Consider the following 14,550-nt stretch of genomic DNA (forward strand, 5'->3'; position numbering starts at 1 on the left):
TGTCGGGCACGCACCGAGGCTACGAGCCGCACGGGATGCAGCCCAGCTAAGGATCCTGATGCTGGGTAAGCTCAGCTTCATCATGCTGGACACCACGCAGCTCCGGACGTTCGCGGCGGTGGTCCGCGAGGGCAGCTTCGAGGCGGCGGCGCGGTCCCTGCACGTCACGCCCTCGGCCGTCAGCCAACGGATCAAGGCGCTGGAGCAGGCCGTCGGGCAGGTGCTCGTCCGGCGGACGAAGCCGTGCGGGGCCACGGACGCGGGTCGGCCGCTGCTGCGGCTGGCCGGGCAGGTCGCCCTGCTGGAACGCGAGGCGCTGGACGCCGCCCGGCCCGCCGTCGGCGGGCCCGTACCCACCCGGGTGACGGTCGTGGCGAACGGGGACTCGCTGGGCACCTGGTTCGTCGGCGCGCTGGCGCGACTGCCGACCGAGCTGGCGCTCCTGTTCGACGTCCGCCGCGACGACGAGCACCACACCGCGGAACTGGTCCGCGACGGCACGGCGATGGCCGCCGTGACCGCGCAGCGCGAGGCCGTGCAGGGCTGCCGGGTGGAGCGGCTGGGCGCCATGCGGTACGTCGCGCTGGCCGAGGCAGGGTTCGCCGCCCGGCACTTCCCCGACGGTCTCACCGAGGCCGCCCTCGCGTCGGCGCCGGCGATGGCGTTCGACCGTAAGGACCAGCTCCAGCAGCGCTTCGCCCGTACGGTCACCCGGCGCCGGCTCGACCCGCCGATCCACTACGTCCCGTCCTTCGACGGCTTCAACGAGGCGGTGCGGCTCGGGCTCGGCTGGGGGATGGTCCCGGAACGGATCGCCCGCGCCGACATCGCCGCCGGACGCTGCGTCGACCTCGGCGCCGGGCGCCACCTGGACCGCCCGTTGTACTGGCAGCACTGGCGGGTGGACTCGACCACGCTGGACGCGTTGACGGCCGCCGTCCGGGCGGTGGCCGGCGCCGAGTTGCGCTGACACCGCCGGGCTGGCGTAACGGCGGGGCTGGTCCGCGCTCGCGCGTTGGGAAGGGGCCCTTCCTCTACCGGAAACGTTAGGAAGGTGCCCTTCCTTGCACCTCAGGCGATGGTGCAGATCGCTGCGCCGGCGGTGATGACGGCGCCGACCTCGGCCGCGAGGCCGCTGACCGTGCCCGCCTTGTGGGCGTGCAGCGGCTGCTCCATCTTCATCGCCTCCAGCACCACGACCAGGTCACCCTCGGCGACGGTGTCGCCGTCGGCGACCGCGATCTTCACGATGGTGCCCTGCATCGGGGAGGTGAGCGCGTCGCCGCTGACCGCGACGCCGGCCTTGGCCCCGCCGCCCCGACGGGCCGGCTTGCGCGCGGCGGGCGCGGCGGCGGCCGTACCCCCGCCGAGGCCGGCGGGGAGGCTGACCTCCAGCCGCTTGCCGCCGACCTCGACCACGACGGTCTCGCGCTCGGCCGGCGCCTCGCTGGCACCGGCGGCGGCGGTGAACGGCGGGACGGTGTTGTCGAACTCGGTCTCGATCCAGCGGGTGTGCACGGTGAACGGCTCAGCGGTGAACGCCTCGTCCCGGACCACCAGCCGGTGGAACGGCAGCGCGGTGGCCATGCCCTCGACGACCATCTCGTCCAGGGCGCGGCGGGCCCGCTCCAGCGCCTCGGTACGCGTCTCGCCGGTGACGATCACCTTGGCCAGCAGCGAGTCGAAGTTGCCGCCGATCACGTCGCCGGCGGAGATGCCGGTGTCGACCCGGACGCCGGGGCCGGTGGGCAGCCGCAGCGCGGTGACCGTGCCGGGCGCGGGCAGGAAGCTGCGGCCCGGGTCCTCGCCGTTGATCCGGAACTCGATGGAGTGCCCGCGCGGGGTCGGGTCCTCGGTGCGGCGCAGCTTTTCGCCGTCGGCGATCCGGAACTGCTCGCGCACCAGGTCGATGCCGGCGGTCTCCTCGGTGACCGGGTGCTCGACCTGGAGGCGGGTGTTGACCTCAAGGAAGGAGATGGTGCCGTCGGCGCCGACCAGGTATTCGACCGTGCCGGCGCCGTGGTAGCCCGCCTCCCGGCAGATCGCCTTGGCGCTGTCGTGGATCTGGGTGCGCTGCGCGTCGGTGAGGAACGGCGCGGGGGCCTCCTCGACGAGCTTCTGGTGCCGCCGCTGGAGCGAGCAGTCGCGCGTGCCGACCACGATCACGTTGCCGTGCCGGTCGGCCAGCACCTGCGCCTCGACGTGGCGGGGCTTGTCGAGGTAGCGCTCGACGAAGCACTCGCCCCGGCCGAACGCCGCGACCGCCTCGCGGGTGGCCGACTCGAACAGGTGCGGGATCTCCTCCATGGTGCGGGCCACCTTGAGCCCGCGCCCGCCGCCACCGAAGGCGGCCTTGATGGCGACCGGCAGGCCGTGGTCGACGGCGAACGCCAGCACCTCGTCGGGGCCGCCGACGGGGTCGGGGGTGCCGGGCACCAGGGGTGCGCCGGCGCGCTGGGCGATGTGCCGGGCGGTGACCTTGTCACCGAGGTCCCGGATGGCCTGCGGGGTGGGGCCGATCCAGGTCAGCCCGGCGTCGATGACGGCCTGGGCGAAGTCGGCGTTCTCGGAGAGGAATCCGTAGCCGGGGTGGACGGCGTCGGCCCCGGCCTTCGCGGCGACCTCCAGCAGCTTGTCGATGCGTAGATACGTCTCGGTGGCGCTGTCTCCGCCGAGCGCGTACGCCTCGTCGGCCAGCGTGGCGTGCAGGGCGTCGCGGTCGGAGTCCGCGTAGACGGCGACGCTGCCGAGGCCGGCGTCGCGACAGGCGCGGATGACGCGGACGGCGATCTCGCCGCGGTTGGCGATGAGTACCTTGCGCACCTTGCTGGCTCCTCCCGGAGGGTCACTGACCGGGAGTGTATCGGCCACCCTGGCGACCCTAACGATCGCTCAGTGTGGGATGTCGCACTGCCGAGCCGCGCCTCGGTCAAACTTGCTTAATACGCTCATCCGGTGTCTGCCTCCCTCGGGTGCCCCGGAGGAGCATGCCGCCCGGCGTCGTCTCCGCGGGGCAGACAGGTGGCCGGCGGCACCGGCCCGGACGACCAGGAGCAGAGATGATCGAGACCAGCGGGTTGCGGAAGTCCTTCCGCTCCCGAGAGGGCCGCCGGACGAAGACCGTCGACGCGGTGCGCGGGGTCGACCTGAAGGTCGCCGAGGGGGAGATCTTCGGCTTCCTGGGTCCCAACGGCGCCGGCAAGACCACCACCCTGCGGATGCTGGCCACCCTCATCGAGCCGGACGGCGGCGAGGCCACCGTCGCCGGGGTCGACCTGCGCAAGGACCCGGCCGAGGTGCGCCGCCGCATCGGCTACGTCGCCCAGGGCGGCAGCACCTGGGACGAGTCCACCGCCCGGGAGGAACTCGTCCTGCACGCCCGGATGTACGGCATCAACAAGGCCGACGCGCACCGGCGGGCCGCCCGCGCCCTCGACGCCTTCCAGCTCACCGAGTACGCCGACCGCAGGTGCAAGACCTACTCCGGCGGTCAGCGCCGGCGGGTGGAGATCGCCCTCGGCATCATCCACGAGCCGAGGATCGTCTTCCTGGACGAGCCGACGACCGGCCTCGACCCGCAGAGCCGGGCGCACATGTGGGACGAGATCCGCCGGCTGCGGGCCGACGGCGTGACCGTCTTCATCACCACCCACTACCTGGAGGAGGCCGACGCGCTCTGCGACCGGATCGCGATCACGGATCACGGCGAGGTGGTCGCGGAGGGCACCCCGACGGAGCTGAAGCGCGAGATCTCCGGTGACGTCGTGCTGGTCGGGCTCGACGCCGCGGCCACCCCGCAGGCCGCGCAACTGCTCGACGGCGAGCCGTACGTCAACAAGCTGGAGACCGTCGACGAGGGCGGGCTGCGCCTCTACGTCGACGAGGGCGCGACCGCCATCCCGCAGATCCTGCGCCGCCTCGACACCGCCGACCTCGGGCTCCGGTCCATCGAGCTGCACCGGCCCAGCCTCGACGACGTCTTCCTCACCAAGACCGGCCGCTCGCTGCGCGAGTCCTGATCCGCAGACCGGAGACACCTCATGAAATTCGCCCGTGACACCTGGCTGATCTTCCAGCGCCAGCTGCACCTGCTGCTGCGCAACCCCATCTGGGTCTTCGTCGGGGTCTTCCAGCCGGTGATGTACCTGCTGCTCTTCGCCCCGCTGCTCAAGCCGGCGCTGAACGCGCCCACCCAGGCGGCGGCCTACAAGATCTTCGTACCGGGCCTGCTGGTGCTGCTGGCCATCTTCGGCGGTCTGTTCCAGGGCTTCGGCCTGATCGCCGAATTGCGGGCCGGGGTCATCGAACGATCCCGGGTCACCCCGGTCAGCCGGCTCGCCCTGCTGCTCGGCCGCTCGCTGCGCGACGTGGTGTCGCTCATCGTGCAGGCGGTCATCATCACCCTGCTCGCGCTCCTGTTCGACCTGCGAGTCGCCCTCGTCGACCTGCTGCTGGCGTACCTCATGCTCGCCCTGATCGCGCTGATGACCTCGGCCGTCTCCTACGGCATCGCGCTCAAGGTCAAGAGCGAGGACGCGCTGGCCCCGCTGATGAACACCGTGGCCCAGCCCGTGCTGCTGCTCTCCGGCATCCTGCTGCCGCTCACCTTCGCCCCCGGCTGGCTCCAGGGCGTCGCCGAGTGGAACCCGTTCTCCTGGGCGGTCGACGGCACCCGGGCCCTCTTCGCCGGCGACCTCGGCGACGACAGGGTCTGGCAGGGCCTGGGCATCATCGCGGTCCTCGCCGCCGCCGGCGTCGTCTGGGCCGCCCGGCAGTTCGCGCGCAGCGTCCGGTGAGGGGTAAGGAAGGGCACCTTGTTAACGCCTCATGTAGAGGAAGGGTCCCTTCCTATCGGCAGGGGAGAGCTGCCTCTCACCAGGGGCGGGGCGCAGTCACGACGCTTGTAGCGTGAGGCCGGTGCCCCGCCTCACCCGTGACCGGTTCACCTGGCTGACCTACGCCCAGCTCGGGCTGTGGGGCTTCTTCCTCTACGGCTTCGGGCCGGTCGTGCCGCTGCTCCGCGACGAACAGGGCACCTCGGCCGCCGTCGCCGGCCTGCACAGCACCGGCATCGCCGTCGGCGCGCTGGCCGGCGGGGCGCTCTTCGCACCCCTGGCCCGCCGGTTCGGCCGGGGGCGGGCGATCTGGACCGGCCTGACCGGCGTGGCGGCCGGCGTCGCCGCCCTGGGCGTCGTCCGCACCCTGCCCGTCACCATCACCGCCGTCGCGGTGATCGCCACCTTCGGCATGCTGGTGATCAGCGGCGTGTCCGTGGTGCTCACCGACCGGCACGGCACCGGCGCGCCCGCCGCGCTGACCGAGGCCAACGCCGCCTGTGCCGGCGCCGGCATCCTCGCCCCGCTGGTCATCGGCGCCAGCGTGGACGCAGGATGGGGCTGGCGACCGGCGATGGCCGTCGAGGTCGGCCTGATCGCGCTGGTCGCGCTCGCCGCCCTGACCTTCCGCGTACGCCTGCCGGGCCCCGCCCCCGCTGCCGCGGCTCCCGGTGCTCCGTCGGCCGGCGACCCAGCCGAAGCCGCCCTGACCGTCCCCGCCGGTGTCGACGTGGCCCCGGGTGCAGCCGTGGGCTCCACGGTTGCCGCTGGTGTCGATGCCGCCTCGGGTGTGGCCGTGGGCTCGACGGTTGCCGCTGGTGTCGACGCCGCCTCGAATCCGGGTGCCGGCACGGCGTCCGGCGCCCACCGGTGGGGTCGGCGGCTGCCGCCGGCGTACTGGATCGCCTGGGTGCTGATGGCGGTCACCGGCTCGATCGAGGTCTGCCTGTCGCTCTGGACCGCCGACGTGCTCCGCTCGCACGCCGGGATGGCGGCCGGCGGCGCCTCGGCCGCCGTCGCCGCGATCGTCTGCGGCATGTTCGTGGGCCGGCTCGTCGGGGGCCGCTTCGCCCTGCGGTACCGGCCCGTGCCGCTGCTGCTGGCCGCGCTGGGCGTGTCGCTGGCCGGCTTCGCGCTCTTCTGGATCGCACCGGTGGGCTGGCTCGCCGTCACCGGCCTGGTCGTCCTCGGCCTCGGCAACGCCCTGCACTACCCACTGGCCATCTCGATCGCGCTCGCTGTCGCCGGGCCGGCCGCGGACCGGGCGGCCGGTTGGGCGTCGTACTCGATGGGGGTCGGCTTCGGGATCGCGCCGGTCGCGCTCGGCTGGGTGGCCGACGGGGTCGGCCCGCACCTGGCTTTCCTGCTGCTGCCGGCCTTCATCGCGGCGGCCGCGCTGCTCGCCGCCCGACTGGGCCGCGCCCTGCGCCCGGCTGCCGCCGAGGTACGGACCCCGGCCCCTGCCTGACGCCCCTGCGGCGTCTCCGCCGGCTCTCGACGCCCTGCTCGGATCTCACGCCCCCGTGGATCTCGCTCAGGGCGGGGCCGGTTGGCCGCGTCAGTGCACCCGGGCCAGGGTGAGGCCGTCGGCGACCGGGAGCATCACGGCGTCGACGCGGACGTCGGCGAGCACCTCGTCGTTGAACGCGGCGATGGCCCGGTCGTCGGCGTTCTGTGGGGCGATCACCCGGCCACCCCGCAGCACGTTGTCGACCGCGATCACCCCGCCGGGGCGCATCCGGGGCACCAGCTCCGCCCAGTAGATCGGGTACCCGGTCTTGTCGGCGTCGATGAACGCGAAGTCCAGGTGACGCTCGTGGGGCAGCTCACGCAGCGTGTCGCCAGCCGGGCCGATGCGCAGCTCGATGCGGTCGTCGACGCCGGCGCGGGCCCAGTAGCGCCGCGCGATGCCGGTGAACTCCGCCGAGATGTCGAAGCAGGTCAGCCGCCCGCCCTCGGGCAGCCCCCGGGCGATCGCCAGCGAGGACAGGCCGGTGAACGTGCCCACCTCGACGGCCTGCCGCACCCCGAGCAGCCGGGTGAGGAACGTCAGGAAGGCGGCCTGCTCCGGCGCGACCTGCATCTGTGCGTCGTGCGGCAGGGCCGCGCGAGTCTCCTCAGCCAGGTCCCGCATGATCTCGTCCGGTGGCGCACCGTGCGAGACCAGGTACGCGTGCAGTTCCGACGTGAGCGGGATCGACTTGGTGGTCATGAACGGACGCTAGCCGAGCGGTTCGACCGTCTGGTTGCCGGGCGCGACCTTCGTCCACAGATCGGTGACCCGCAGGCCCAACTCGGCGAGGAGGCGGCGCAGCACCGGCAGACTGAGCCCGATGACCGTGCTCGGGTCGCCCTCGATGCGCTCCACGAACGGCCCACCCAGCCCGTCGATCGTGAAGGCACCCGCCACGGCCAGTGGCTCGCCCGTACCCACGTACGTGGCGATCTCGTCGTCGCTGACGTCGGCGAAGTGCACGACGGTGGAGGCGACCGCCTCGGCCCGCCGTCCCGCCTCGACGTCGACCAGGCAGTGCCCGCTGTGCAGCACACCGCTGCGCCCGCGCATCCGCTCCCAGCGCCGGGTGGCGTCCGCCGCGTCCGCCGGCTTGCCGAGGATCTCCCCGTCGAAGGCCAGCACCGAGTCGCACCCGATCACCAGCGTCCGCTGGTCGTCGGCTGGCCGCAGCCGGGTGAGCACGGCCTGCGCCTTCATCCGGGCCAGTTCGAGGCAGAGTTCCTCGGCCCGCTCGGTGACGACGAGGGACTCGTCGACGCCGCTGACCAGCACGTCCGGTTCGATCCCGGCGGCCTGGAGAATCTTGCGGCGGGCAGGGCTCGCCGAGGCGAGCACGAGGCGGAGCGGAATGGACTTCGGCACGTCGCCGACGTTACCGGCTGGCCGGGACGGCACCGCCTCCGGCGGGGCCGTGTCGGCCTGTTGCCCGTCCCGCCTCGCGGACTCCTTCGCCCGTCGATCGTCAGGGCGGCTCAGCGACTGATGCGGGGCGGCGGGTCGTCGCCACGGCGACGCCGACGGGCAATGAACGTCCACGCGCCGCCCGCTGCCACGATCACGCCGAGGGTGACCAGGCCACGGGTCGTCGCCCCGCCGTTCCCGTCGCCCGCCGGCTCCGCAACCGCCGTCGTGGTTCCCGCGGTGGGGGCCGGCGCGCTCGCCGTCGCCGAACCAAAACCCAGCGGCGGTACGTCAGCCGTCAACGCCGCCACCAGGTCAATGACCCCGTGCCCGTACTCGTCGTCCCGTCCCGGGGGGCCCTTGTCGATCGCGGTAGCCGTCAGCCGGTGCACCACCTCGGAGGCAGGCAGGTACGGGTACTTCGACCTGATCAACGCGACGGCCCCAGCGACGATCGCAGTTGCGTTCGATGTGCCGGTGCCTCTGCGATACTTGCCGTCGATGCTAGTGCTGAAGATGTCGACTGCTGGAGCGACCACGTCGATCTCCGGTCCGGTGACTGACACTGAGGCCCGCTGGCCGAGCCGATCAACTCCGCCGACTGCGATCACGCCTTCCTCGGACGCTGGGTAACCCACGCGATTATCCTCTGGCCTATTTCCGGCCGCTGCCACCACAACGATATTGGACGCCAGCGCCGTGCGTACCGCTTGGTTAAGGCGAGGGCTAGTACTGCCCACGTTGGAGATGCTAATTATGTCGGCGCCGTTATTTATCGCATACTCGATGCTCTGAGCTAGGGAGTCGGGGTGGCCGTCGCCTCCTGCTGGAGTGTCATAAAGGGGGAGGATTTTAGCCTTCGGTGCGATGCCGAGTGCGCCGGTTGCATTTCCCTGCCCGTGTGCAGCGATCAGGCCCGCCATGCCAGTGCCATGGCTATTGCGATCTCGTTGCCCGTTTCCGCTGCCGCCAGCGATGATGTCAATCCCTGTAAGAAGATTCATGTGGAGGTCGGGATGTGGATAAACGCCGGTGTCTGGAACGGCAACAGTAACGCTGTTCCCCTGAGTAAGCTGGTGCGCTGATTGGACGTTCAAGTAGCGCAGGTGCCACTGATCGCTGCGAACTCGATCGCCGCCGCTCGGCTGTAGTGCCAATGGAGGAGGCATCGACGCAATGGCTGACTGTGTGGCTGGTAGACCCACCCACACAACCGCCAACGCCAACAGGCCGCGAAGCGCTCGCAGTGTCACTTATTCAAGCCGATGGCTGGCCCTGGGTCGAGCGGGCCCTCCTCGTCGGGCGGACGAACAACCGGGGAAACGCCCTGGTCTGTCTCCCACGGGTGATCGGGGTCCCAACGACGGGTGTCTTCACTAGGTCGCTCTCGTCGCCCGAAGTTCGGGGAAAATCCGCTCGTGCCGGACCCTGCCCGACCTCCTAAGGGAGTGCCTCCGATGGGAGGAATGCTGTGCGACCCAATGCCGCGACCGCCACCGGGTCGAGAGCCAGCGCCGCCCGTTGGTGCGGTGCCTGCACCGCCGCCGATTACTCCTCCGATCGGATTTACGCGTCGTGGTTGGTTGCTCGTGCCAGATTGCCCTAGCCCCATTCCGGGGGTTCCTCCGATCAGCCCACCAGGTGGCATGGCTCGGGCGGGGGTAGGTGGTGTTGAGCGTGCTTGGTTGCCATTGCCGGCGCCCTCGGTAACGGGCCTAGGGGACGGCCCGTGGACACCAGACCGGGTTGGTCCTGTTGGCAGGGTCGGTATGCCCCCGTTGGCCGGAGGCGGATTAGGGGATGTCGGAGGCGCGGTGGATGGCAGCCCCGGACTGATAGGCGTTGGTGTCAACCCAGTACCAGCCCCGCCCAAGACGGGACCGGCGTTCGGCGCAGTAGGGGTATGGGCGGGTCGAACGGAACCCGACGGCCGACTAGGCAATGGCTGGCCAGTGGATGTCATTACAGGAACTGGCACGATTGGCGGAATTACCGGAACAGCAGCCGAGCCTCCATAGATATTCGGGTCTCCCGGGTCCCTAGATGGCCTGACGGGCGGTGGTTGGCGGAGCATTACCTGGGCTTGCTGGAGTTCGCCGCTGAGGCCGTACATGATGCCGCGCGCCTGGACGTTGAGCCGTTCCAGGTCGGCGTCCGTCACCGGGCGGTCGGGGACCCGGCTGCCCATGGCCGCCTTCGGGTCGGCGAGGGTCGCCTCGTACGTCTGCTTCTCCTGGACCTTGACGGCGTACGTCTCGTAGATCTTCCTGAGTTCCGCCCGGGTGGTGCTGATGGCCTGGGTGGCGGCGGAGAGCGCGGTGTAGTTGGCGCTGGCGGCGTCGTGCGTGCGCTGCACCTTGTCGATCAGTTCGTCCAGTTCGCGGATGTAGGCCTTGGCGGCCTCGTTGGTCTCCGGGGGCCATGCCTCCGCCAGCCCTTTGCGGTATTCCTGGAGCCGGCTCAGGTGGGTCCGGGCGAGGTCGCAGACCTTGCGCCAGCCGGCGACCTGCTTCCAGTGGTTGGTGGTGTCGTGGTCCTGGAGGCAGGCCCACATGGTGGTGACGTCCATCAGTCGCCAGTCGGTGAGGGCGGACGTACGGCCGCCGGTGCCCCGCTCGATCATGGCAGCACCACCGGACCTTGTCCCTGCCCCGGCGCGGGCTCCGGCCCGGTGGGATCGTGCAGCGCCGGCGGCGCACCGCGAGGCGCTGTGGCAGCCGGATTGGTGAGGGCCCGCTCGACGTCGGTCACGCGCGCGGAGGCGAAGGCGTCGGAGCCGGTGTAGCGGGTGGCGACGGTGCCGGCGGCGACGGCCAGGTGGCCGGTGGCGTCGCGGACGCCCCAGACCATGTCCGTAGTGGCCTGCTGGGTCTCGTGGTGTGCGCGCAGGAAGTTGACCAGCTCGATGAACGCGTCGGCCGGGTTGGGCACCGGCGCCGTCATGTCCGCCGCGATGTAGGACAGGTGCGGGGCGTAGTTGCGTTCCACCTCGGCCTGTAGCTTGTCGGCGAACTCGCGGAGCTGGCGGATGTCGGCCTCGATGCCGCCGTAGCCGCGGAGCCAGGACGCTGGACCGTCCTCCTCGGGGATCATCAGCCCTCCCTGTCCGTCACTGCGCCGTTTCCGTGAGTGAGGTTAATGGGTCTTCGGGCGTGTCGGCAGCCCCGCCCCGGCACGCACCGGCCACCCCGTAGACGTGCAGGGGCGCCGAGCTGCGGTGATTCGTGCGGAAAAGGCGGAAAAGTCAGCGGGGCAGGCCGGACGCCCACCACGCCCCGGGGCCGGCGACCGCCGCCGCGGCGGGTCGGCCGGAGCGCGCCCAGGCGGACGCGGCGACCGGAGGGTTCGCGGCGGCCGGGCGGGAGCGTACGACGATCGCGCCCACCAGCGCGGCCAGCTCCTCGGCCGTGGGGACCCCGCGGACGACCCGGAACAGCGGCTCTTCGGCAGACATGGCGCCAGCGTACGCGCCGCAGAGGTTGACCTGAACCGCACAGTGGCGTGCCGGCGGTGTGAGGGTCGTCGGCTGCGGGTACCGTCTGGGCGATGTCGAACGCGCTGCCCCAACTTGTCGCTGACCGATACCGGCTTCTCTCGCCGCTCGGTCAGGGTGGCATGGGTCGGGTGTGGAAGGCGCGCGACGAGGTGCTGCACCGGGACGTGGCGATCAAGGAACTCGTCCCGCCGCCCAGCCTCACCGACGAGGAGCGCCGCGAGATGCGGGAGCGCTCCCTGCGTGAGGCGCGGGCCATCGCCCGGCTCAACCACATGAACGTGGTCCGCATCTTCGACGTGCTGCGCACCGACGGCGACCCGTGGATCGTCATGGAGTACGTGGCGTCGAAGTCCTTGCAGGACACCCTCGCCGAGGACGGCCCGGTGACGCCGGCGCGTGCCGTGGAGATCGGCCTGGGCGTGCTGGCGGCGCTCAGGTCGGCGCACAAGGCCGGCGTGATGCACCGCGACGTCAAGCCCGGCAACGTGCTGCTCGGCGACGACGGCCGGGTGGTGCTGACCGATTTCGGTCTCGCCACGATCCCCGGCGACCCGAACGTGACCCGCACGGGAATGGTGCTCGGCTCGCCCGCGTACATCTCGCCGGAGCGGGCCCGCGAGGGCACCGCCGGGCCGGAGGCCGACCTCTGGTCGCTGGGCGCCACCCTCTACGCGGCGGTCGAGGGCAAGTCGCCGTACGCGCGGCCGTCGGCGATCGCCACCCTGGCGGCGCTCGCCACCGAGCCGATGCCGCCGCCGAAGAACGCCGGGCCGCTCAAGCCGGTGCTCAACGGCCTGCTGCGCAAGGACCCGAAGGAGCGGATCACCGCCGAGGTGGCGGAGAAGTTGTTGCGCCGCGCCGGCGGCAAGCGCACTCGGACCATCCCGCTGCTCGACGGCGTACGCCGGCCGGGGCCGAACGGCCCGCGTGAGCCGCGCCCGCCGCTGGTGCCGGCGCCGCGACCGGCCGAGGACGGGTCCGACAAGCCGGTCAGCCCGCCGGCCCCGCGTGCGCCGCTGGCGACGGCCGGTGCCGCCGCGGCGTCGACGGCCGGGGACGCGGCGTCGGACGTCGGGCCGACCGCCAAGGTCGGACCGTCGACCTCGGACTCGGCCCCGACCGCGAAGGTCGACCCGCCGAAGCCGGCGCTCGACGACACGAGGGCCGAGCCGGTGGAGCCGGCGTCCGCCAAGCCGGCGAATCCCACCTCGGTGATGCCCCCGCCGGTGGGTCCGCCGTCCGGCCGGGCGACGGTCGTGGCGTCCGACGGTACGAAGCCCGACAACACCCGCCGCAACGTGCTGATCGGCGTGGTGGTGGCGCTCCTGCTGCTCGGCCTCGTGGTGGTCGTGCCGATGCTGACCGGCGGCGACGGTGGGGACGGCGGCGGCGCACCGCAGGCCGACCCGACCGGCGCGGCGACCTCGCAGGGGCAGCCGCCGCAGTCCTCCGCACCGGCCCCGCCCACGAGCGCCGCACCGAGCCCGACGCCGTCGGCCACCCCCTCCCCGACGCCGGACGCACTGCCGGCGGGCTGGAAGCTGCACAAGGACCCGGCCGGCTTCGCGCTGCCGCTGCCGGCGGACTGGGTGCGCCGCAACGCCGGGTCGAACACCGTCGTCTTCGACGAGCCCGGCGGGGTGGGCGAGCTGCTGGTGCAGTGGACCTCGACGCCGAAGTCGGACGCGTACGCCGACTGGAAGCGCATCGAGCCCGGTCGCAGGAAGTTGGTCAACAACTACCAGTACCTGAGCATCAGGCGCTGCGACTACTTCAAGACCTGCGCGGACTGGGAGTGGTTGGAGACCCGCGACGGCACGCGGATCCACGTGCGCAACCGGGGCTTCGTGACGGCCAGCAACCGGGGCTACGCCCTGCGCTGGGAGGTCGCCGAGAAGGACTGGCAGGCCAACCTGGCCAACTTCGACCGGATCGCCAAGGGCTTCGTGCCCGACCGCAAGGACTGATCCGGGGACTGAACCCCGGGATTCACGCCCCGCTGCGGGATCGACTCGCATGACCCTCCGCCGTACGGGGTACCTGACCGTCACGAGGGAAGGGAGGGTACGACATGGGATACCGACTCAGGAACGCCCGGCCCCGAGTGGCACTGTGGATGCTCGTGGCCCTCGGCGACATCGTCCTGCTGCTCACCGCCGCCGGCCTGCCGCTGCTGTTCGCACTGCTCAGCGTCGTCACCGTCACCCTCGCCGGGGTGGGTGCCTGGCGCCTCGCCCGGCGGGGTGCGCTCGCCCGCGAGCACGCGGCGACCGTTGTCGTGCCGGCCCGACGGCGGGCCTGAGGCGGCGATCCGGCCGGCGACGGTACGCCGGCGACAGCGGCGTGGCGGCAGCCGGACCAGTCGTCGACCGTGTGGTCGCGACCGATCCCGCTGCCGCCAAGCCTCCCCCGGCGACTCAGGTCAGGTGTTGTTGGCCAGCGCGATCAGTCGGCTCCGGTCACCGTTCCAGTGGTTGCGGTCGACCCCGCCGCTGATGCCTGCGACGCTGCCCCGGTCGGTGTACTGCCAGAAGCTCCAGAACGGCGCCCCGGCCGGCAGCGCGCCGACCGTGCTCGACCAGCGGGCGACCCAGAGCGGGTGGTTCGCCCACGGTGCCGTCCAGTTGCCGGTGCACTGGTTCCAGAAGCTCGTGGTGGTGTAGATGACGGCGTAGCGGCCGGTGCGGGCGCGGTAGGTGTTGAGGAAGTCCTGGACCCAGTTCCGCATGCCGGTCGTGCTCAGGCCGTAGCAGTAGCCGCCGGCGTACGGGTTGGCTTCGAGGTCCAGCGCGGCCGGGAGGGTCCGGCTGTCCGCCGACCAGGCGCCGCCGTTGGAGGCCAGGTAGTTCGCCTGGACCGACCCGGAGGAGATGTTGGGCCGGGCGAAGTGGTACGCCCCCCGGATGACGCCGGCGTTGTAGGCGGCCACGTAGTTCGTGTTGAACCTCGGGTCCTTGTAGCTGGTGCCCTCGGTGGCCTTGATGTAGGCGAACTGGATGCCCGCGTTGCGGACGCTGGTCCAGTTGATGGCGCCCTGCCAGTGGGACACGTCGATGCCGGGCGTGGTGGCCGCGGCTGCCGGGGTGGCGGTCGCGACAAGCCCCGCCGCCGCGGTGGCGAGGGCCGCGAGGGCGGTGGCCAACAGCCGCCGCAGGGATGTTCCGGTACGGGTCATGGATGCCTCCAAGGACGCCGGAATTTATAGACGTTCATCTTTGGAGGTAAGTGCCCCGAATGGCAAGGGGGGCTAAGGAAATCTTCAGGATCGGTGGAAGTCGACCACCGCCCCGAGCGGGTCTCCG

General features: G+C 71.8%; 13 protein-coding genes. 6 read left to right on the forward strand and 7 right to left on the reverse strand.

Going from position 1 to position 14,550, the window contains the following annotated elements:
- Positions 1-82: 82 nt before the first annotated feature.
- Positions 83-970 (forward strand): LysR family transcriptional regulator ArgP, encoded by an 888-nt coding sequence (locus tag KBX06_RS15225; RefSeq protein ID WP_210835614.1) that lies wholly within the window; start codon positions 83-85, stop codon positions 968-970.
- A 101-nt stretch (positions 971-1,071) separates the two neighbouring features.
- On the opposite strand, the gene KBX06_RS15230 is transcribed toward KBX06_RS15225, so the two are convergent.
- Complete coding sequence (locus KBX06_RS15230) at positions 1,072-2,823, reverse strand: biotin carboxylase N-terminal domain-containing protein (RefSeq protein ID WP_210835242.1); 1,752 nt, start codon at positions 2,821-2,823, stop codon at positions 1,072-1,074.
- Positions 2,824-3,059: 236 nt separating this feature from the next.
- Between KBX06_RS15230 and KBX06_RS15235 the strand changes: the two genes are divergently transcribed.
- The 3 genes from KBX06_RS15235 (at position 3,060) to KBX06_RS15245 (ending at position 6,303) form a co-directional block, all read left to right on the forward strand.
- Positions 3,060-4,019 (forward strand): ATP-binding cassette domain-containing protein, encoded by a 960-nt coding sequence (locus KBX06_RS15235; protein ID WP_210835244.1) that lies wholly within the window; start codon positions 3,060-3,062, stop codon positions 4,017-4,019.
- Positions 4,020-4,040: 21 nt separating this feature from the next.
- Positions 4,041-4,796, forward strand: a complete 756-nt coding sequence (locus tag KBX06_RS15240) for an ABC transporter permease (RefSeq protein WP_210835246.1) — start codon at positions 4,041-4,043, stop codon at positions 4,794-4,796.
- Between the two features lie 121 nt (positions 4,797-4,917).
- Positions 4,918-6,303: a sugar MFS transporter gene (locus KBX06_RS15245; RefSeq protein WP_210835248.1), complete on the forward strand. Its 1,386-nt coding sequence runs from the start codon at positions 4,918-4,920 to the stop codon at positions 6,301-6,303.
- A gap of 90 nt (positions 6,304-6,393) precedes the next feature.
- On the opposite strand, the gene KBX06_RS15250 is transcribed toward KBX06_RS15245, so the two are convergent.
- From KBX06_RS15250 to KBX06_RS15270, 5 genes are all read right to left on the reverse strand, one after another.
- On the reverse strand, positions 6,394-7,047 hold the full coding sequence (locus KBX06_RS15250; protein ID WP_210835250.1) for an O-methyltransferase: 654 nt from the start codon (positions 7,045-7,047) through the stop codon (positions 6,394-6,396).
- Between the two features lie 9 nt (positions 7,048-7,056).
- A complete protein-coding gene (locus KBX06_RS15255; protein WP_210835253.1) occupies positions 7,057-7,713 on the reverse strand; it encodes a nucleoside triphosphate pyrophosphatase in 657 nt (218 codons plus the stop codon).
- Positions 7,714-7,823: 110 nt separating this feature from the next.
- On the reverse strand, positions 7,824-8,921 hold the full coding sequence (locus KBX06_RS15260; RefSeq protein WP_210835255.1) for a S8 family serine peptidase: 1,098 nt from the start codon (positions 8,919-8,921) through the stop codon (positions 7,824-7,826).
- 1,450 nt (positions 8,922-10,371) lie between these two features.
- Positions 10,372-10,848, reverse strand: a complete 477-nt coding sequence (locus KBX06_RS15265; protein WP_247685990.1) for a hypothetical protein — start codon at positions 10,846-10,848, stop codon at positions 10,372-10,374.
- 148 nt (positions 10,849-10,996) lie between these two features.
- Positions 10,997-11,206: an acyl-CoA carboxylase subunit epsilon gene (locus KBX06_RS15270; RefSeq protein WP_210835259.1), complete on the reverse strand. Its 210-nt coding sequence runs from the start codon at positions 11,204-11,206 to the stop codon at positions 10,997-10,999.
- 92 nt (positions 11,207-11,298) lie between these two features.
- On the opposite strand from KBX06_RS15270, the gene KBX06_RS15275 reads away from it, so the two are divergent.
- A complete protein-coding gene (locus tag KBX06_RS15275) occupies positions 11,299-13,215 on the forward strand; it encodes a serine/threonine-protein kinase (protein WP_210835261.1) in 1,917 nt (638 codons plus the stop codon).
- A 104-nt stretch (positions 13,216-13,319) separates the two neighbouring features.
- Positions 13,320-13,550: a hypothetical protein gene (locus KBX06_RS15280; protein ID WP_210835263.1), complete on the forward strand. Its 231-nt coding sequence runs from the start codon at positions 13,320-13,322 to the stop codon at positions 13,548-13,550.
- Between the two features lie 120 nt (positions 13,551-13,670).
- On the opposite strand, the gene KBX06_RS15285 is transcribed toward KBX06_RS15280, so the two are convergent.
- Complete coding sequence (locus tag KBX06_RS15285) at positions 13,671-14,423, reverse strand: GH25 family lysozyme (RefSeq protein WP_210835265.1); 753 nt, start codon at positions 14,421-14,423, stop codon at positions 13,671-13,673.
- Positions 14,424-14,550: the final 127 nt, after the last annotated feature.

Origin of the sequence: Micromonospora sp. C31 (genome assembly GCF_018070575.1) — a bacterium.
Lineage (GTDB): Bacteria > Actinomycetota > Actinomycetes > Mycobacteriales > Micromonosporaceae > Micromonospora.

Coding starts and splice junctions, on each gene's coding strand:
- KBX06_RS15250 (WP_210835250.1), bottom strand. CDS start 7,047: ATGACCACCAAGTCGATCCCGCTCACGTCGGAACTGCACGCGTACCTG.
- KBX06_RS15240 (WP_210835246.1), top strand. CDS start 4,041: ATGAAATTCGCCCGTGACACCTGGCTGATCTTCCAGCGCCAGCTGCAC.
- KBX06_RS15235 (WP_210835244.1), top strand. CDS start 3,060: ATGATCGAGACCAGCGGGTTGCGGAAGTCCTTCCGCTCCCGAGAGGGC.
- KBX06_RS15260 (WP_210835255.1), bottom strand. CDS start 8,921: ATGCCTCCTCCATTGGCACTACAGCCGAGCGGCGGCGATCGAGTTCGC.
- KBX06_RS15225 (WP_210835614.1), top strand. CDS start 83: ATGCTGGACACCACGCAGCTCCGGACGTTCGCGGCGGTGGTCCGCGAG.
- KBX06_RS15280 (WP_210835263.1), top strand. CDS start 13,320: ATGGGATACCGACTCAGGAACGCCCGGCCCCGAGTGGCACTGTGGATG.
- KBX06_RS15285 (WP_210835265.1), bottom strand. CDS start 14,423: ATGACCCGTACCGGAACATCCCTGCGGCGGCTGTTGGCCACCGCCCTC.
- KBX06_RS15270 (WP_210835259.1), bottom strand. CDS start 11,206: ATGTCTGCCGAAGAGCCGCTGTTCCGGGTCGTCCGCGGGGTCCCCACG.
- KBX06_RS15275 (WP_210835261.1), top strand. CDS start 11,299: ATGTCGAACGCGCTGCCCCAACTTGTCGCTGACCGATACCGGCTTCTC.